At 71.6% G+C, this 18,151-nt stretch carries 16 protein-coding genes and 1 tRNA gene; 14 read left to right on the top strand and 3 right to left on the bottom strand.

What is annotated here, in order from left to right; genetic code table 11:
* Nucleotide 1 precedes the first annotated feature (1 nt).
* Together AL2_RS30595 and AL2_RS30590 are read right to left on the bottom strand one after the other, a co-directional pair.
* Nucleotides 2-670: a response regulator gene (locus tag AL2_RS30595; RefSeq protein ID WP_067639780.1), complete on the bottom strand. Its 669-nt coding sequence runs from the start codon at nt 668-670 to the stop codon at nt 2-4.
* Nucleotides 671-1,857: 1,187 nt separating this feature from the next.
* Nucleotides 1,858-1,929 (bottom strand) — tRNA-Arg (locus AL2_RS30590).
* A gap of 129 nt (nt 1,930-2,058) precedes the next feature.
* Between AL2_RS30590 and AL2_RS30585 the strand changes: the two genes are divergently transcribed.
* The 13 genes from AL2_RS30585 (at nt 2,059) to AL2_RS30525 (ending at nt 16,186) form a co-directional block, all read left to right on the top strand.
* Nucleotides 2,059-2,421: a response regulator transcription factor gene (locus tag AL2_RS30585; protein ID WP_067639836.1), complete on the top strand. Its 363-nt coding sequence runs from the start codon at nt 2,059-2,061 to the stop codon at nt 2,419-2,421.
* 36 nt (nt 2,422-2,457) lie between these two features.
* The gene (locus AL2_RS30580) at nt 2,458-3,126 is read left to right on the top strand and encodes a DALR anticodon-binding domain-containing protein (RefSeq protein WP_067639779.1); all 669 of its coding nucleotides are present in this window, start codon (nt 2,458-2,460) and stop codon (nt 3,124-3,126) included.
* Nucleotides 3,123-4,514, top strand: coding sequence for a diaminopimelate decarboxylase (gene lysA / locus AL2_RS30575; RefSeq protein WP_067639774.1), 1,392 nt, complete (start codon nt 3,123-3,125; stop codon nt 4,512-4,514). The genes AL2_RS30580 and lysA overlap by 4 nt, the downstream gene beginning before the upstream one ends.
* Nucleotides 4,515-4,528: 14 nt before the next feature.
* On the top strand, nt 4,529-5,815 hold the full coding sequence (locus AL2_RS30570) for a homoserine dehydrogenase (protein ID WP_083947056.1): 1,287 nt from the start codon (nt 4,529-4,531) through the stop codon (nt 5,813-5,815).
* An 82-nt stretch (nt 5,816-5,897) separates the two neighbouring features.
* A complete protein-coding gene (gene thrC / locus AL2_RS30565) occupies nt 5,898-6,965 on the top strand; it encodes a threonine synthase (protein WP_067639771.1) in 1,068 nt (355 codons plus the stop codon).
* A gap of 2 nt (nt 6,966-6,967) precedes the next feature.
* Complete coding sequence (thrB, locus tag AL2_RS30560) at nt 6,968-7,918, top strand: homoserine kinase (protein WP_067639769.1); 951 nt, start codon at nt 6,968-6,970, stop codon at nt 7,916-7,918.
* 456 nt (nt 7,919-8,374) lie between these two features.
* On the top strand, nt 8,375-10,438 hold the full coding sequence (rho, locus tag AL2_RS30555) for a transcription termination factor Rho (RefSeq protein ID WP_067639767.1): 2,064 nt from the start codon (nt 8,375-8,377) through the stop codon (nt 10,436-10,438).
* A 204-nt stretch (nt 10,439-10,642) separates the two neighbouring features.
* Nucleotides 10,643-12,025 (top strand): sensor histidine kinase, encoded by a 1,383-nt coding sequence (locus tag AL2_RS30550; protein ID WP_245667042.1) that lies wholly within the window; start codon nt 10,643-10,645, stop codon nt 12,023-12,025.
* A 32-nt stretch (nt 12,026-12,057) separates the two neighbouring features.
* The gene (locus tag AL2_RS30545) at nt 12,058-12,711 is read left to right on the top strand and encodes a response regulator transcription factor (protein ID WP_067639765.1); all 654 of its coding nucleotides are present in this window, start codon (nt 12,058-12,060) and stop codon (nt 12,709-12,711) included.
* A gap of 171 nt (nt 12,712-12,882) precedes the next feature.
* Nucleotides 12,883-13,101 (top strand): 50S ribosomal protein L31, encoded by a 219-nt coding sequence (rpmE, locus tag AL2_RS30540; RefSeq protein WP_021598595.1) that lies wholly within the window; start codon nt 12,883-12,885, stop codon nt 13,099-13,101.
* Between the two features lie 175 nt (nt 13,102-13,276).
* Entirely contained in the window at nt 13,277-14,341 is a 1,065-nt protein-coding gene (prfA, locus tag AL2_RS30535; protein ID WP_067639763.1) for a peptide chain release factor 1, read from the top strand.
* A 53-nt stretch (nt 14,342-14,394) separates the two neighbouring features.
* Nucleotides 14,395-15,255, top strand: coding sequence for a peptide chain release factor N(5)-glutamine methyltransferase (prmC, locus tag AL2_RS30530; protein WP_067639761.1), 861 nt, complete (start codon nt 14,395-14,397; stop codon nt 15,253-15,255).
* A 130-nt stretch (nt 15,256-15,385) separates the two neighbouring features.
* Nucleotides 15,386-16,186, top strand: a complete 801-nt coding sequence (locus AL2_RS30525; RefSeq protein ID WP_210748444.1) for an L-threonylcarbamoyladenylate synthase — start codon at nt 15,386-15,388, stop codon at nt 16,184-16,186.
* 208 nt (nt 16,187-16,394) lie between these two features.
* Here the strand turns inward: AL2_RS30525 and AL2_RS30520 are convergent, their stop codons facing one another.
* Complete coding sequence (locus AL2_RS30520) at nt 16,395-16,826, bottom strand: hypothetical protein (protein WP_067639757.1); 432 nt, start codon at nt 16,824-16,826, stop codon at nt 16,395-16,397.
* 225 nt (nt 16,827-17,051) lie between these two features.
* Between AL2_RS30520 and AL2_RS30515 the strand changes: the two genes are divergently transcribed.
* A complete protein-coding gene (locus AL2_RS30515) occupies nt 17,052-18,095 on the top strand; it encodes a DUF2207 domain-containing protein (RefSeq protein WP_168444736.1) in 1,044 nt (347 codons plus the stop codon).
* The last annotated feature ends 56 nt before the right edge of the window (nt 18,096-18,151 follow it).

Here is an 18,151-nt window from a genome sequence, read left to right as displayed (position 1 = left end):
ATCAACTCAGGAACGGCCAGTTCCCGGGCCCTTCGAGCATGCCGAGCACAATGGCCCGGTTCACCGCGTCGAGCCGCGACCGCGCCTTCAGCTTGGTGAAGGCGTTGGTCAGATGCCGCTTGACCGTCGCTTCGCTGACACATAGGTTCATGGCGATCTGCGAATTGCTCATCGCCTTGCTCACCAGCCGCAGAACCTCGATCTCCCGATCGGTCAATGCCACCGCGGATCGCACGGCGTCGTCCCCGCCGATGTTCCGCTGCACCCGCGCGGCGAACATCATGCCGTCCGCAGCCAGCGATCGGAGGTCGGAGCACAACTCGTAACCGCCGATGTTCTTCGACAGGTAGCCGGCCGCCCCCGCCGCGACCAGGTTGAGCATCAGGTCGTTGTCCGAGCGTGTCGACAGCACGACGATCCGGGTCGCCGGCGCCACCTCGGCGACCCGCCGGACCGTCATGACCGGGCTCATGCCCGGCATGTGAACGTCCAGCAGCAGGATGTCGGGCCGGTGCTCGGCCGCGAGTTCCACGGCCTCCGCGCAGGACCCGCCCTCGGCCAGGACCTCGAGGTCGCCCGTCGCCGACAGGATTTCGCGGACGCCCTCCCGGAACAGCCGATGGTCGTCGACGAGCACTATCCGGATCTTCCTGTTCAGGTCCCGCGTCATGCCGTCCCCTTCGGGGAGCTCGAAGGAAAAAGGGTGTGCCATTGAATGACGTCGCGCCGGCTCCGGCCGCGACCATCGATACCCCGGGCGTCCGCGCCCGGACCGCCGGCCTCAGGGCCCTCGCGCGCCGGCCGTCCCCCACGCCCGCTCGTCAGCGCGTCGCGCACTGGAGCGTTCCGCTCTCTCCACCGGCTCGATGACCACAACGCCGCGTTGGCACCCCACGAGCAACCCTCTCCAGCGACGCCGCTCGACCAGATGAGGGCGCGCCCCTTCCCCAGAATCCTGCCGTCACCGCTCCCCGGGGACAACTGGAAAAGGCTCCCTCGGGGCGCAGGCGAGGAAGAGCATTACACTGCGCACAAGCAGGCGTCAACGAGCAATTCGTCACTATCCGGCTCCGGTCAGTGAGATACCGCCACTGACCTGCCGCCGAATTGCCGCAAAGCGTCCGAAAGTGCGTGTAGTTTAAAAAACAATTAGTTGTGCGAACGATGTTACCCCGCCCGTACCACCCCTGGCCGGCGGCCGTCCCACCCCCTACCGGAACACATTCGATCCCCGCCGTTGCCCGGATCGTAACCACACCGCCATCTAAACCACGTACACCCCAGCAAACCACGCCTCAAGACGCCACCGCCAGCCCCGCAAACAAAAAGCCCAAGAACGTCCGCCAAAACCATCACCCGCCCCCAGGGAACCATTCAATGCGCGAACTTGCACCGTCCCGAACCGAACTCGTCAAAATCCCGCAAGACCACCGCGGGCGGGGGATCGGGCTGCACGTGCGGCGCCGCCGACACCGTGATCATCAACCCGGATGGCTCGCCGTGCTGAGCACGTCGCGCACCGCTCCCGCCGTCCCCGGTGAGAAGGCCGGACGGAGTACGGGTCTCGGTGATGGCCCGCGCGGGCAAGCCGAGCCCAACCGCAAGCCGGCGTCGATGTCCTCCGGACGGCTCCGACCAAGCCGAATCCTCTAACGCACCGCCGGATGCGGGCGGTCGTGCTCGCACACCACAGCCCGCACCGTCGGCCTCGCCCGCACTTCACGATTGCGCCGACGTGACGCACGGACGCCGGACAGCCGGAATACCAATGAGTTGCCTGGGTGATGTCGCCTGGCCCATGAACGACGAAAGCCGGTTTCCGCAGGTCAAGCACGGAACCGGCCGGTCCTTGGAAGGTGCCCCCTGCAGGATTCGAACCTGCGCACACGGCTCCGGAGGCCGTTGCTCTATCCCCTGAGCTAAGGGGGCCCTTGCGTCCTTGTGTGGCGCGGTAGAAGGTTACCAGGGTTGGTGGGGTGACGCGCACCTGGTATTTCGCCGTGCGCCGGAGGGTGGGAGTGGGCTAACTTCGAGGCCGTGACCGAGCCACTGGGACGCGTGCTGGTCGTCGATGATGACGAGGTGATCCGCCAGCTCATCGCCGTGAACCTGCAACTGGAGGGGTTCGAGGTGTCGACCGCGGTGGACGGTCAGGACTGCCTGGAGAAGGTGGGCGAGGCCCGGCCGGACGTGATCACGCTGGATGTGATGATGCCCAGGCTGGACGGGTGGGTCACCGCGGTGAAGCTGCGGGAGGACCCGGGGACCGCGCACATCCGGGTCGTGTTGATCACTGCGCGGGCGCAGGAGCACGATGTGCGGCGGGGGCATGAGATCGGTGTCGACGCCTACGTGACCAAGCCGTTCGATCCGAATCAGCTCATCCAGACGGTGCGGAAACTCGCTGCCGTGTCCAAATAGTGGTCGGATAGTCTCACCAGGGTGACTCCAGCCGGTGTGGGCGACGCTCTTGTGCGCGCGGTGCGGGACGCCGTGGCCGAGGGGGAGATCGACGTCGCGGTGCCGGAGAGCGTTGTCGTCTTCGGGCGGGGGCGCGGGGTCTTCGAGAGTCCGGTGGCGCTGCGGCTGGGGGTTGATCCCGAGGTGGTCGCGCGGCGGGCCGGGGGTGTGGTCAGCGGGCCCGGGTTCGTCCGGGTCGTGCTCGGGGCCGGGGAGATGGTGGACGGGATTCTCGCCGATCCTCGCTACGGGGTCGCGAGGGTGCCGGCGAAGGCGTGGGACGAGTGGCCCCGGACGTTCGCGAATCCCGGGTTCTCCGTCCGTTATGCCTATGCGCGGGCCTGCTGGGTGGGGCGGTGGGCGCGTGAGCTCGGGGTCGGGGGCGGGGTGCTCAGGGCGGGGGAGCTGGAGGCCGAGCTCGTGTGGGCGCTGGGGGACGTGCCGGGGCGGGCCGGGCAGGCGGAGCGGGAACGGGATGCCAGGCCGCTGATGTTCTGTTTGGAGAGAGTGGCCGAGGCGTACCACGACGTGCACGAGAGGTGTCCCGCGGTCCCGAAGGGCGATGAGGAGCCCCTTCCGGGGCGGGTGGGGCTGGCGCGGGCGGTGGAGACCGTCCTCGGCAACGGGCTGAACATGATCGGTGAGACCCCTAGAGAGCGGATATGAGTCGAGTACACCCTGCTGGGCCGCGGCACGCCGACGTCCTTCCCGAGGACCATCCCGTGGGGCCGGCGGAGGATCTGAACGCCCTGGAGCCGGCCGTGTGGCCGCGCGGCGCCCGGCGGGAGGACGGCGTCCTGACGGTCGGCGGCGTCGATGTCAGGGATCTGGCCAAGGAGTACGGGACGCCTCTGTACGTCTATGACGAGGAGGACGTCCGGAGCCGGGCCAGGGAGTATGTGACGGCGTTCCATGACGGGGACGTCCACTACGCGGGCAAGGCCTTCCTGTGTACGGCCGTCGCCAGGTGGCTCAACGAGGAGGGGCTCGGGCTGGACGTGTGCAGCGGGGGTGAGCTCGCGGTTGCTTTGGCGGCGGGGTTCCCCACGGAGCGCATCACGTTGCACGGGAGCAACAAGGCGTCCTGGGAGCTGGAGCAGGCCCTTGAGGTCGGGGTAGGGCGGATCGTGCTGGATTCGTTCGAGGAGATCGCCCGGGTGGCGTATCTCGCCCAGGAGAAGGGTGTCCGGGCCAAGGTGATGGTGCGCGTCACCACGGGGGTGGAGGCGCACACCCACGAGTTCATCGCGACCGCTCATGACGACCAGAAGTTCGGGTTCTCGCGGAGTTCCGGTGCCGCGCTGGAGGCGGTGCGCAGGGTTCTGGATCTGCAGCAGCTCGAACTGGTCGGGCTGCACAGTCACATCGGGTCGCAGATCTTCGACGTGGACGGGTTCGAGGTCGCCGCGCACCGGCTCGCGGAGCTGCTGGTGGCGATCCGGAACGAGCACGGCGTCGAGCTTCCGGAGCTCGACCTGGGCGGCGGTTACGGGATCGCCTACGTGCCGGGCGAGGAGCCGCACGACCCCAAGTCCATCGCGGACGGGCTCAGGGACATCGTGGCCCGCGAGTGCAAGGCGTACGACCTGGCGATGCCGCGGCTGACCGTGGAGCCGGGACGGGCGATCATCGGCCCGGGCGGCGTCACGCTGTACGAGGTCGGGACGGTCAAGGACGTCGAGGGCCTGCGCACCTATGTCTCCGTGGACGGCGGCATGAGCGACAACCTGCGCACCGCGCTGTACGGCGCCGAGTACACCGGCGTGCTCGCGAGCAGGTCGTCCGACGCATCACCCATGCTCAGTAGGCTTGTCGGGAAGCACTGCGAAAGCGGCGACATTGTGGTGCGGGACCTGTGGTTCCCCGAAGATCTTGCGGCGGGGGACCTGGTGGCGGTGGCGGCGACCGGTGCGTACTGTCGGTCGATGGCCAGCAACTACAACCACGTCCCGAAGCCCGCCGTGGTGGCGGTGAGGGACGGCAGGTCGCGCGTGATCGTCCGCCGGGAGGGCGCGGAGGACATGCTGCGGCTCGATGCGGAGGTCGAAGCGTGAAACGCGGACTGCGCGTGGCGCTGCTCGGATGCGGCGTGGTCGGCACGGAGGTCGTCCGGCTGCTGATCGAGCAGGCGGACGACCTGGCCGCGCGCGTCGGGACGCCGCTGGAGCTGGCGGGGATCGCCGTCCGGCGGCCGGACCGGGTCCGCTCGGGGGTTCCGAAGGAGCTGCTGACGACGGACGCGCAGGCCCTGGTGACCAGGGACGACGTCGACATCGTCATCGAGGTCATCGGCGGCATCGAACCGGCGCGGACGCTGATGCTGGAGGCGATGAAGTCCGGCAAGTCGGTCATCACGGCGAACAAGGCGCTGCTGGCCGAGGACGGCGCGACGCTGTTCGCGGCGGCGCGGGAGTACGGCGCCGACCTCTACTACGAGGCGTCCGTCGCGGGCGCGATCCCGCTGCTGCGGCCCCTGCGGGACTCGCTGGTCGGCGACCACGTGCACCGGGTGCTCGGCATCGTGAACGGCACCACGAACTACATCCTCGACCAGATGGACACGCACGGCGCCGGTTTCAACGACGCGCTGGAGGAGGCGCAGTCGCTCGGCTACGCGGAGGCCGATCCGACGGCCGATGTGGAGGGTTTCGACGCGGCGGCGAAGGCGGCGATCCTCGCGCAGCTCGCCTTCCACACGCCCGTCACGGCCGCGGACGTCCATCGTGAGGGCATCACCGAGGTGAGTGCCGCGGACGTGGCCGGCGCCAAGGGGATGGACTGCGTCGTCAAGCTCCTGGCCATCTGCGAGCGCATCCCTTCGGCGGACGGACGGAACGGCCGCGGCGTGTCCGTTCGCGTGTATCCGGCGATGATTCCGAGGTCGCACCCACTGGCGAGTGTCCGCGAGGCCTACAACGCGGTGTTCGTGGAGGCCGAGTCCGCGGGCTCGCTCATGTTCTACGGCGCGGGTGCGGGGGGCGCTCCGACGGCGTCCGCCATCCTCGGCGACCTGGTCGCGGTGGCTCGGAACGTGGCCGGCGGTACACCGGGCCCGGTCGAGGTCACGTACGCGAAGCTTCCCGTCCTGCCGATGGGCGAGACGGTCACGCGCTACTACATCCAGGTGGACGTGACGGACGAGGCCGGTGTGCTGGCCACGGTCGCCGAGGAGTTCGCCAGGCACGGGGTGTCGATCCAGGCCGTCCGGCAGGTCGGGCTGGGCGAGGAGGCGCAGCTCGTCGTCGTGACGCACCGGGCCCCGGACGCGGCGCTGACCGCGACGATGGAGGGCCTGCGCGGGCTGGAGATCGTGCGGGCTGTGACGAGCGTGATGCGCGTCGAGGGCGACGAGTGAGCCGGCCGGACCGGGGCTCGGAGCGCCCGGGCCGGCCCCGGTACACTCCGGGCAACATCCCAGGTCATACCAGGAGACCGACGTGAACCCGAACGCCCGCGTGTGGCGTGGCCTCATCGAGGAGTACCGCGACCGGCTTCCGGTGACGGACAAGACACCGGTCGTCACGCTGCTGGAGGGCGGCACCCCGCTGCTGCCCGCCCCACGGCTGTCCCAGCTGACCGGCTGCGAGGTGTACCTCAAGGTCGAGGGGGCCAACCCGACCGGTTCGTTCAAGGACCGCGGCATGACGATGGCGATCAGCAAGGCCGCCGAGGACGGCGCGAAGGCGGTGATCTGCGCCTCGACAGGCAACACCTCGGCGTCCGCCGCCGCCTACGCGGTGCGGGCCGGGATGACCTGCGCGGTCCTCGTCCCGGCCGGCAAGATCGCGATGGGCAAGCTGGCGCAGGCGCTGGTGCACGGCGCGCGGCTGCTGCAGGTCGACGGCAACTTCGACGACTGCCTCGAACTGGCGCAGAAACTGTCGGTCGACTACCCGGTGGCGCTCGTCAACTCGGTCAACAAGTACCGGCTGCTGGGGCAGAAGACGGCGGCGTTCGAGATCGTGGACGCGCTCGGCGACGCCCCCGACGTCCACTGCCTGCCCGTCGGCAACGCCGGCAACATCTCCGCCTACTGGATGGGCTACAAGGAGTACGCCGCCGGTGAGGAGGCGTCGAAGACCCCGCGCATGCTCGGCTTCCAGGCCAGCGGCGCGGCGCCGTTCGTGAAGGGCGAGCCCGTCCTGAAGCCGCAGACGATCGCGACCGCGATCCGGATCGGCAACCCCGCCTCCTGGGACCTGGCCGTCGCCGCGCGGGACGAGTCGGGCGGCGCGATCGACTCCGTCACCGACCGGCAGATCCTCGCCGCCTACCGCCTCCTCGCCCGCGAGGAGGGCGTCTTCGTGGAGCCCGCCTCCGCGGCGAGCGTCGCGGGCCTGCTGCAGGCGCATGAGCAGGGTGTCGTCCAGCGCGGCTCCAAGGTCGTCTGCACGGTCACGGGCAACGGCCTGAAGGACCCCGACTGGGCCATCTCCGGCGCCCCCGCGCCGACCACCATCAAGGTGGACGCGCACTCCGCCGCCGCCGAACTCGGCCTCACGTAAGCGTGGGCTGGACCGAAGGCCCGGTGCTGGTGCGGACCCCCGCGACGAGCGCCAACCTGGGCCCTGGCTTCGACTCGCTCGGCCTCGCGCTGACCCTGTACGACGACGTCGAAGTCGAGGTGACCGGCGGGACGTCCGGCGGGGTGGCCATCGAGGTGGACGGCGAGGGCCCCGAGGTCGCCGACCGGGGCGAGCGGCACCTGATCGTGAAGGTGCTGCGCCGCACCTTCGACCTCCTCGATGACCTGGCCGGATCCGGCCCCGCCCGGCCGCCGGGGATCCGGCTGCGCTGCCGCAACCGGATCCCGCACAGCCGCGGGCTCGGCTCGTCGTCCGCCGCGATCGTCGCCGCGATCGTCGCGGCCCGCGCGCTGCACCCCGCCGGGAAGCTGCTCGACGACGCGGCCGCGCTGTGCCTGGCCACCGAGATCGAGGGCCATCCCGACAACGTCGCGCCGTGTCTCGCGGGCGGCCTGACCGTCGCCTGGACGACGCCCGGCGGTCCGCGTCTCGTGCGGCTGGAATCGCAGGTCACCCAGGTCGTCGCGGTGGTCCCCGAGCACCGGCTGGCGACCGAGCGGGCCCGCGGGCTGCTGCCCGGGACCGTCCCGCACGCGGACGCCGCCGCCAACGCCGGGCGCGCGGCGCTGCTCATCGCGGCGCTCACCGCGGGGCTGCCCGAGGACGTCCTGCTGGACGCCACCGAGGACCGGCTCCACCAGGACTACCGCGCGCCCGCCATGCCCGAGTCCGCCGCGCTCGTCAAGACGCTGCGGGACGCGGGCGTGCCGGCGGTGATTTCCGGGGCGGGCCCGACCGTCCTGGCCTTCACAAACGCATCACGAGTTGATTCAGTAGTCCCCGAAGTGGGTAAAGGGTGGCACATACACCCGTTGGACGTCGCGACCCGCGGCGCACGCGTCATGACCGGAGAACCCGAGGTCCGGGCTTGATCGCGGCACCGTGGGCGGGGCCCGCTCGGCGCTCCGGCCGGTGCCGGCCCCGGCCCGACCTCGCCAGGTAAAATGCGAAGACATCGACCTCTGGGGAATAGCAGTGTGCCCTGGTGATGTTAGGCTGAATGCCGCACCAGATGCCCCGTTCGGGGCAGCGTGCTCGTCAGCCGCGCGTCGCCTGTTCGACCCTCCGGTCGTGTCGGTCCCGCGTACCAGGCTCCCCGACACCGTGACATCCCGTTGTCAGGCATTCCAGCGACACAACTTCGGACGTGGCGGTACCGGGGACACGCACGAGCGGAACGTCCCGTCCACCATCTGGCTGTGCCCAGAACACGCAGATCCCGGTTCCATCGTGATCAGCGGAGCCCGTCCCGGCGCCCCCGCCGGGCCGCACCACCGGGTCGACTGGCCGAACGCCGGCCAACGCCCGCTCCCTGGGAAGGACCCTTAGTGAGCGAATCCAGCGAACTCCTTACGGACGCACCCAGCACGGGACCCGCCGACGCCGCGCAGGCCGGCGCGGAGCCCGCCACCCCCCGGCGCCGCCGGGCGGGCACCGGCCTCTCGGCCATGGTGCTGCCCGAACTCAAGGCGCTCGCGTCCAGCCTCGGCATCACCGGCGTGACCGGGATGCGCAAGAGCCAGCTCATCGCCGCCATCCAGGAGAAGCAGGGCGGCGGCCAGGAGCAGGGCTCGGCGGGGGGCGAGCAGGGAGCCGCTGCCCCGCCGAAGACCGAGCGCCCCCGGCGGACCCGCACCACGGCCGCCAAGCGCGAGGCCGCCGACGACCAGGTCACCGCCGGCGCGGCCGCCGCGCCGGCCGCCGAGCAGGGCGCGGCCGAGAAGACCGCCGAGAAGCCGGCCGACAAGCAGGCCGAGAAGGCGGAGCAGACCGACCGGCCGGAGAGGGCCGAGCGGGCGGACCGGCAGGGCGGCCGTCAGCGCGGCGACAGGCAGGACCGGGGGGCCGGCGAGGGACGCGGCGAGCGGCAGGGCCGCGACCAGGGCCGTGACCAGGGCCGTGACCAGAACGGCGAGGACGGCGAGTCCCAGGGCGGCCGCGACGGCGGCCGGGAGCAGGGCCGCGACGGCCGCGAGGGCCGTGAGGGCGGCGGACGCCAGCGGCAGCGCGGCGGCCGGGAGCGCGGCGAGGGCCGCGACCGGGGCGACCGCGGTGAGCGCGGCGACCGGGGCGACCGCGGCGACCGGGGCGACCAGGGCGGCGGCGGCCGGCAGCGCGGCGGCCAGAACCAGGGCGGCGGCGGCCAGCACGACGATGACGACGGCAGCGGCCGGGGCCGGCGCGGGCGCCGGTTCCGCGAGCGCAACCGGGGCCGCGGCGGGCGCGAGCGCTACGAGGAGCCGGTGGTCACCGAGGACGACGTCCTCATCCCGGTCGCGGGCATCCTCGACATCCTCGACAACTACGCCTTCGTCCGGACGACCGGCTACCTGCCCGGCCCGAACGATGTGTACGTGTCGCTGGCGCAGGTCCGCAAGAACGGCCTCCGCAAGGGCGACGTCATCACCGGCGCCGTCCGGCAGGCCCGCGAGGGCGAGCGGCGCGAGAAGTTCAACGCGCTGGTCCGCCTCGACACCGTCAACGGGATGGAGCCGGAGCAGGCCAAGGGCCGCGTCGATTTCAGCAAGCTGACCCCGCTGTACCCGCAGGAGCGGCTGCGGCTGGAGTCCGACCCCGGCATCCTGACCACGCGGATCATCGACCTCGTGTCGCCGATCGGCAAGGGCCAGCGCGGCCTGATCGTGTCGCCGCCGAAGGCCGGCAAGACGATGGTGCTCCAGGCGATCGCCAACGCGATCACCAAGAACAACCCGGAGTGCCACCTGATGGTCGTCCTCGTGGACGAGCGTCCGGAAGAGGTCACCGACATGCAGCGGACGGTGAAGGGCGAGGTCATCCACTCGACCTTCGACCGTCCCGCCGAGGACCACACCACGGTCGCCGAGCTGGCGATCGAGCGGGCCAAGCGGCTCGTCGAGCTGGGCCACGACGTCGTCGTGCTGCTCGACTCGATCACCCGCCTGGGCCGGGCCTACAACCTGGCGGCGCCGGCGTCCGGGCGCATCCTGTCCGGTGGTGTCGACTCGACCGCGCTGTACCCGCCGAAGCGGTTCTTCGGCGCCGCGCGCAACATCGAGAACGGCGGCTCGCTGACGATCCTCGCCACCGCGCTGGTGGAGACCGGGTCCCGCATGGACGAGGTCATCTTCGAGGAGTTCAAGGGCACCGGCAACATGGAGCTGAAGCTCAACCGGAGCCTGGCCGACAAGCGGATCTTCCCGGCGGTGGACGTCGACCAGTCGTCCACCCGCAAGGAGGAGATCCTCATGGCTCCGGAGGAGCTGCGGGTCGTCTGGCAGCTGCGCCGGGTGCTGCACGCACTGGACACCCAGCAGGCGCTGGAGCTCCTCATCGAGAAGATGAAGGAGACCAAGTCCAACGCCGAGTTCCTGCTCCAGGTGCAGAAGACCACGGTCTCCGACGACCGCTGACGCACGGCTCACTGAAGCACGGCTCACTGAAGCACGGCACTGACGCCCCCGCCCGGACGACCGGGCGGGGGCGTTCGCTGTGGCGGCGGCCGGCCGGATGGTGGGGTTAGCCCCACCTGCGATCCGGCGGCCCGCGTCATGGTGGCCGCGTCCTCCGCCCGGCACGCTTGGACCCGTAGGTTGGAATGGGGCACGGAGGACGATGTGGGCGAGCTGACCAGAGAATCCGGCAGTGGCGGCGCCGTGGGACGGGCCGCGACGCGGTGGGCCGCGGCGACGCGCGGCGGCGGGGACGCGCCGTCCGTCCTGACCGGCTCGTGGGCGCCGCTCGCGATGGCGCGGTCGTCGGTGACCTGGCGTTCCGCGCTGTACCTGGCCGTCAGCCTGGCCTTCGGGCTCGGCTGGCTCGGCACGCTCGCCATCGGCCTGCCGCTGTCCGTCGCGCTGCTGATCGTCTGGGTGGGGGTGCCGCTGCTGGCGCTGCTGATGATCGCGTGGCGGTTCGGGGCGACGCTGGAGCGGCAGCTCGTCCGGGCGGCGTTCGGCGTCCGCATCCCGAGCCCCTACAAGCGGCCGCCCGAGAGCAGCAACCCGCTGGCCAGGCTCAGGACCATGGCGGCGGACGCGGCCACCTGGAAGGACCTCGCCTACCTCGCCGTCCTGTTCCCGGTGACGCTGGTCGAGTTCGTCGTCTCGGCGGCGGTCTGGGGGGCGACGGTCATGACGCTGTTCCTGCCGGTGGTCGTCGCGGTGAACGGCGGCGCCGAGATCAACTTCTGGTTCGTCTCGTACTGGGCGGGCGACCCGCTGGAGGCCGTCCCGGTGATGGCCCTCGGCGCGGTGTTCCTCGCCATCGCGATGTACGTGACGCGGGCGATGGCGATCGGCCACACCGTGCTCGCCGCGCTGCTGCTCGGCCCGAGCCCCGCGCAGGCCGAGAACGTCGAGCTGCGCAGGCGCACCGAGCACCTGCGGGCCAGCCGCGCCCGCGGAGTCGACGCCGCCGAGTTCGAGCGGCGCCGCATCGAGCGCGACCTGCACGACGGCGCGCAGCAGCGGCTGCTGGCCGTGGCGATGGACATCGGACGCGCCCGCGCCAAGCTCGACGCGGACCCGGAGGGCGCGCGGGCGCTGATCGAGCAGGCCCACGCCGGCACGAAGGAGGCGATCTCCGAGCTGCGCGACCTGGCCCGCGGGATCTACCCGGCGATCCTCACCGACCGCGGGCTGGACCCGGCGCTGTCGGGCCTCGCCGGACGCGCCCCCGTGCCCGTCGAGGTGGACGTCGACCTGCCGGAGCGCCCGCCGGCGGCGGTGGAGAGCATCGCCTACTTCATCGTGGCCGAGTCGCTGGCGAACGTCGCGAAGTACGCCCGCGCGACCGAGGTGTCCGTCCGGGTGGCCCGCGAGGACCGCTGGGTGGTCGTCGAGGTGATCGACAACGGGGTGGGCGGCGCGGCCGCCCGGCCCGGCGGCGGCCTCTCCGGCCTCGCCGACCGGGCCGCGACGATCGACGGCATGCTCATCGTGGACAGCCCGCCCGGCGGCCCCACCATCGTCCGCGCGGACCTCCCCTGCACCTGGTGAGCACGTCCCCCTGCCCGCCGCATAATGGCGGGATGCGGGTTGTGATCGCCGAGGATTCGGTGCTGTTGCGCGAAGGGCTCGTCCGGCTGCTCGGCGACGCCGGGATCGAGACGGCGGCCACCGTGGGGGACGGGCCGGGGCTGCTCGGCATCGTCGAGGAGCACGCCCCCGACCTCGCCATCGTGGACGTCCGGATGCCGCCGTCGTTCACCGACGAGGGGCTCCGCGCGGCGCTCGCGGTCAGGGAGCGCAGGCCGGGCACGCCGATCCTCGTCCTGTCGCAGTACGTCGAGGAGCGGTACGCGACGGATCTGATCGGCGGTGGCGCCGAGGGCGTCGGCTACCTGCTGAAGGAGCGGGTGGCGGACGTGGCCGAGTTCATCGACGCGGTCCGCCGCATCGCGGCCGGCGGGACCGTCATCGACCCGGAGGTGATCGGCCAGCTGCTCGGCCGGCGCCGCGGCGGCGACCCGCTGGAGTCGCTGACGCCGCGCGAGCGCGAGGTGCTCGGGCTGATGGCGCAGGGACGCTCGAACGGCGCGATCGCGGCGGACCTCGTGGTCACCGAGGGCGCCGTGGAGAAGCACATCTCGAACATCTTCATGAAGCTGGATTTGCAGCCCGCGCAGGGCGGGCACCGCAGGGTGATGGCCGTGCTGGCCTACCTGGGGCGCGCCGGCGGGTGACGGCGGGCGCCGCCGTCCAAGATCGGGAATGCCCGGTGACCTCGCCACGTTCAGGTATCTGGCACACTTGAGGTGCAACCGCTGCGGTACCGGTTCACGCCCCCACATCTCCCATGGCATCGCCATGCGATGCGGAGGGCGCCCGGCGACCGCCTGAGGCGAGGAGAACCCATGAAGCCCGACATCCACCCGAACTACGTCGTCACGACCGTGACGTGTACGTGCGGCAACACGTTCGAGACCCGCAGCACCGCCGAGAACGGTGTGATCCACGCGGACGTCTGCTCGAACTGCCACCCGTTCTACACGGGCAAGCAGAAGATCCTCGACACCGGTGGCCGGGTGGCGCGCTTCGAGCAGCGCTTCGGCAAGAAGAAGGCCGGCAAGTAGGACGAGCGCCGCACACAGAGCAGGAACGGCCCGGGGACGCTGAACACTTTCATCCTCGGAGGCCCGGCGTCGCCGGGGCTCCACGGACAGGCCGGATGAGAAGAACACAGTCCCCGGGCCTTTCGAAGTCGGCGAACCGGAGGCCGTCTCCGGGCCGGGACGGGTCAGGAACAGCGTGAATCTCGACGATCTGATCAGTGAGTACGCGGGCATCGAGGAACGGCTCGCCGACCCGTCCGTCCATGCCGACCAGGCCCTCGCGCGCAAGCTCGGCAAGCGCTACGCGGAGCTGCGGCCCATCGTCGAGACGCACCGCGAGCTGGCCTCCACCGAGGGCGACCTGGCCGCGGCCCGCGATCTGGCCCGTGAGGACGCGGCGTTCGCCGCCGAGGCCGACGACCTCGCCGCGCGCCGCGGGGAACTCGAGGAGCGGCTCCGCCGCCTGCTCGTCCCGCGCGACCCGAGCGACTCCAAGGACGTCATCCTCCAGGTGAAGGCGGGGGAGGGCGGCGAGGAGTCCGCGCTGTTCGCCGGCGACCTGCTGCGCATGTACCTGCGGTACGCCGAGCGCATCGGCTGGAAGACCGAGGTCATCGACGCGCACCCGTCCGACCTCGGCGGGTACAAGGACGTCACCGTCGCCGTGAAGGCCAAGGGCGGCACGGGAGAGGGCGTCTGGACGCGGCTGAAGTTCGAGGGCGGCGTGCACCGCGTGCAGCGGGTGCCCGCGACCGAGTCGCAGGGACGCATCCACACCAGCGCGGTCGGCGTGCTCGTCACGCCCGAGGCCGAGGACGTCGACGTCCAGATCGACCCGAACGACCTGCGCATCGACGTGTACCGCTCGTCGGGGCCGGGCGGGCAGAGCGTCAACACGACCGACTCCGCGGTCCGCATCACCCACCAGCCGACCGGTGTCGTCGTCTCCTGCCAGAACGAGAAGAGCCAGCTGCAGAACAAGGAGCAGGCGCTGCGCATCCTGCGGTCGCGGCTGCTGGCGATGGCGCAGGAGGAGGCGGACGCGGCCGCGTCCGCCGAGCGCAAGAGCCAGGTCCGCACCGTGGACCGCTCCGAGCGGGTGCGCACCTACAACTATCCGGAGAACCGGATCTCCGACCACCGCGTCGGATACAAGGCCTACAACCTCGACCAGGTGCTGGACGGGGACCTCCACAACGTCACCCAGGCGCTCGTCGACGCCGACATGGAACGCCGCCTGGCCGAAGCCCAAGGATCATGAGCGCAGCGAACCCGGGGAGCGCGAGGGGTCGTCCCCCCGCGGAGGGCAGGACCATGAACCTGCTGCTCGACGAGATCGCCAGGGCCACCGCCCGCCTCGCCGACGCGGGCGCCGCCTCGCCCCGCGCCGACGCCGAGGAGCTGGCGGCGGCCGTGCACCAGGTGCGCCGCTCGGAGCTGCACAGCGTCCCCGACAGCGCGTTCGACGCCCGCTTCTGGGAGTACGTCGCCCGGCGCGAGGCGGGGGAGCCCCTGCAGCACATCACCGGCCGCGCGTACTTCCGGTACCTGGAGCTGAAGGTCGGTCCCGGCGTCTTCGTGCCGCGTCCCGAGACCGAGGTGATGGCCGGCTGGGCGCTGGAGACCCTGCGGGACATGGACGTCCGCGACCCCCTCGTCGTCGACCTCGGCACCGGCTCCGCCGCGATCTCCCTCTCCATCGCCCTGGAAGCCCCCCGCGCCCGCGTCCACGCCGTCGAGAAGGACCCGACGGCCTTCGTGCACGCGACCCGCAACATCGAGGAACTGGACGAGCGGGGCCGCGTCCGCCTGCACCTGGACGACTTCGCCACCGCCCTCCCCGAACTGAACGGCACCGTCGACCTGGTCGTCAGCAACCCGCCGTACATCCCGATGAGCGAGTGGGAGTACGTCCCGCCGGACGTCCGCGACCACGACCCGGCCGACGCGCTGTGGGGCGGCGGCGAGGACGGCCTGGACGCGATCCGCGTCGTCGAGCGCACCGCCCGGCGCCTCCTGCGTCCCGGCGGCTACGTGGCCGTCGAGCACAGCGACCTGCAGGGCAACGGCGTCTACTGGATCTTCGCCGAGGAGAACGGCTGGCGCGACGTCCGCAACCGCCGCGACCTGACCAACCGCGACCGGTTCGTGACCGCCCGCCTGGCGGCCGACTGACGTCATGCGGGGGTCTGGGGGCGTCCCCCCAGAGTGATACGCCGCTATCCTGGTCGGTGCTGTTCCGATGAGCGCCGCGCAGATGGGAAGACGGGCGACCGTGAGCCGACGTTATGACTGCTCTGAGCCGATGGAGCGTACTCGCGGGATCGCCGAGGCCGTGTCGGCCGTGCGGCGCGGCGAGCTGATCGTCCTGCCGACGGACACCGTGTACGGGGTGGGCGCGGACGCGTTCGTGGCGCCCGCCGTGACGGCGCTGCTGGAGGCGAAGGGGCGGGGCCGGGAGATGCCCCCGCCGGTCCTGGTCGGGTCGGTGCGGGCCGCGACGGCGCTGGTGGACGACCTCGGCACCTACGGGCAGGACCTCATCGACGAGTTCTGGCCGGGCGCGCTGACGCTGGTGTGCCGCGCGAACCCGAACCTGATGTGGGACCTCGGCGAGACCAAGGGGACCGTCGCCGTCCGGATGCCGATGCACGAGCTGGCGGTGGAGGTCCTCAAGGAGACCGGTCCGCTGGCGGTGAGCAGCGCGAACCTGAGCGGGCAGCCGGCGGCGCGGAACGCCGACGAGGCCGAGAAGATGCTCGGCGACGCCGTCTCGGTCTACCTGGACGGCGGCGTGTCGGGGCACGCCGACCCGTCCACCATCCTGGACCTGACGGGGCCCGTCCCGCGCGTCCTGCGCGTCGGCGCCATCTCGCTGGACAAGATCCGCGCCGTGGTGGGGGTCCTCCTCACCGACGAGGACGAACTCGCCGACGAGGACCAACCGGACGAGCCCGCAGAGGCCGTCTCCGACCCCGAGCCGGCCAAGCCCTCCCTCACCAAGGGCGAGCCCGAGGAAGCGCAGGAAGCGCCCGCTGAGGCCCCCGCAGAAGCCGCCGAGCCCGCCGCCAAGCCGTCCCTGACCAAGAACGACCAGGAGGGCTGAGGCGCGGCGGAGGCCGGGCGCCGCTCCCGAGAGAACGCCCGGCCCCGCTCGCGTGGCCGGCTCCAGCCGCCGGCGCACTCGGTGCTGCGCCGGTTCCGCACGCACGAGGGCGGAGACAGCACGAGGGCGGAGACAGCACGAAGGCGGAGACAGCGCGAAGGCCCCGCCGGGCCGGACGGGGCCTGTGACGACAGGCGAGACTACGGGCTCAGAAGAGCTTCTTGCCCTTGCCGTAGTAGTACTTGCCGGTCTTCTTGCTCCGGCCGCACTCCTGCACCCACAGGTGGCTGCTGTAGCTGGAGCTCACGCTGATCTTGACGGTGGCCTTGCCGTCGTAGTTGTACTTCGTGCCGCCGGACGTCACGCCGACGATCTTGAAGCGAGACCAGTACTGCTTACTGCCCTCGGTGAACAGGAACCGCACGCAGGCGGTCCAGCCGTTCTTCTTGGTGTCCTGCAGGTAGCCCTTCACGTAGGTCTTCCCGCCGCTGCGGGTGTAGGTGCCCCACGCGTTGATGTAGCTGTAGGAGTTGTAGGGCTTCCAGCTCGTGGCGGCCGCCGCCTCGGCGGGGGCGCCCGCGACGGCCATGCCGGCCATCACGGTGCCGGCGGCCAGGGCTACTGCAGCGAGTCGCCGCATAGGTCCCTCCAGGCTCGTGTTTCGGGGGGTTAGCAGCCGATAACTTAGCAGTGTCCGCATGGTCACCTTTATGGCGGGCTTACAGGCTGACCAGGGCCGGACGATGTTCGTGGTCCGGCGAACCGATCGGGGGCCGGACGCGTCCAATGGTCCGGGAAGCGGTTCGCGCGGCATCGGGGACGTTACGCCGACACGATCATGGCAACTAGTGGAACCATGCCTGACGTGCGTGGCCGTGTCCGGGGGCCCGCGATCTTCGCGGGCCTCCTGCTGCTGACCCTCGTGCTCATGCTGCCCGCCCCCGCCCCCGCCCCCGCCCGCGCCGCCGAGCCCGCCCCCGGCGTCTCCGGGGCCGTCCCGCCGGCCGGCCCGGCCGTGGGCGAGAGCATCGCGACCTACGACGTCGTGCTGACCCTCGGCGCGGACGGCGTGCTGTACGTCCGGGAGACGATCACCTACGACTTCGACCAGACCGGCGAGCACGGGATCGTCCGGCACGTGCCGTTCCGCGTCGGCGACCGGGTCTACGACGTGCGGAACGTGCGCACCAGCTCGTCCACCGGCGCGCCGTCCCGGGCCCGGATGACGCGGTTCCTGCACGACGTGCGGATCAGCGTCGGCGACCGGCACCGCGAGGTCCGCGGGCGCCAGGCGTACGTGATCGAGTACGAGGTGGGGCGGGCGTTCACCCCGCGCGCCGGCCACGACGAGCTGGTGTGGGACGCGATCGGGACGTCCTGGCGCGTCCCGATCGGGAACGCGGCGGTGCGGGTGGAGGCGCCGGTCCCGCTGCGGCACGTGACCTGCCGCGCGGGCGCCCCGGGCGCGACGACCCGGTGCCTGCGCGACCGCGACGGCCCCTACGCCGTGGACTTCATACAGACGATGCTCGCCCCGCACGAGGGCATGAAGATCCGGGTGCGGCTGCCCAAGCACGCGGTCGCGGTCGCTCCGCCGCGCTACGTCCCGCCGCGCTGGACGGGCGGCTGGCCGGGCACCGCCGCCCTGGCGATGGCCCTCGGCGCCGTGGCGCTGATCGTGCGGCGCCCCGTCCCGCGGCGGCGGGCCGGCGTCGGCCTGGCCGCGGCCGGCCTGCTGCTGATCGTCGCGGACGCGGGGGACGAGGTCGCGGCCCGCGGGGTATGGGCGTTCTCGCTGGGCGACCGGTGCCTCGCCGGCCTTGCGCTGCTGATCGTCGGTGCCGGGATCATGTGCGCGTACCGGGCTCCCTCCGTTCCGGGGATGCGCGGGGGCCGTCCCCCCGCATGAACCGGACGGCCTGATCGGGAGCGGACGGTGGCCGGGTGGGTCTACAGTTGGTCGGT

The sequence above is a fragment of the Actinomadura latina NBRC 106108 genome (assembly GCF_001552195.1).
Taxonomy (GTDB): domain Bacteria; phylum Actinomycetota; class Actinomycetes; order Streptosporangiales; family Streptosporangiaceae; genus Spirillospora; species Spirillospora latina.
The sequence above is the reverse complement of the archived record's forward strand: the minus strand, read 5'-3'. Positions and strand labels throughout refer to the sequence as shown.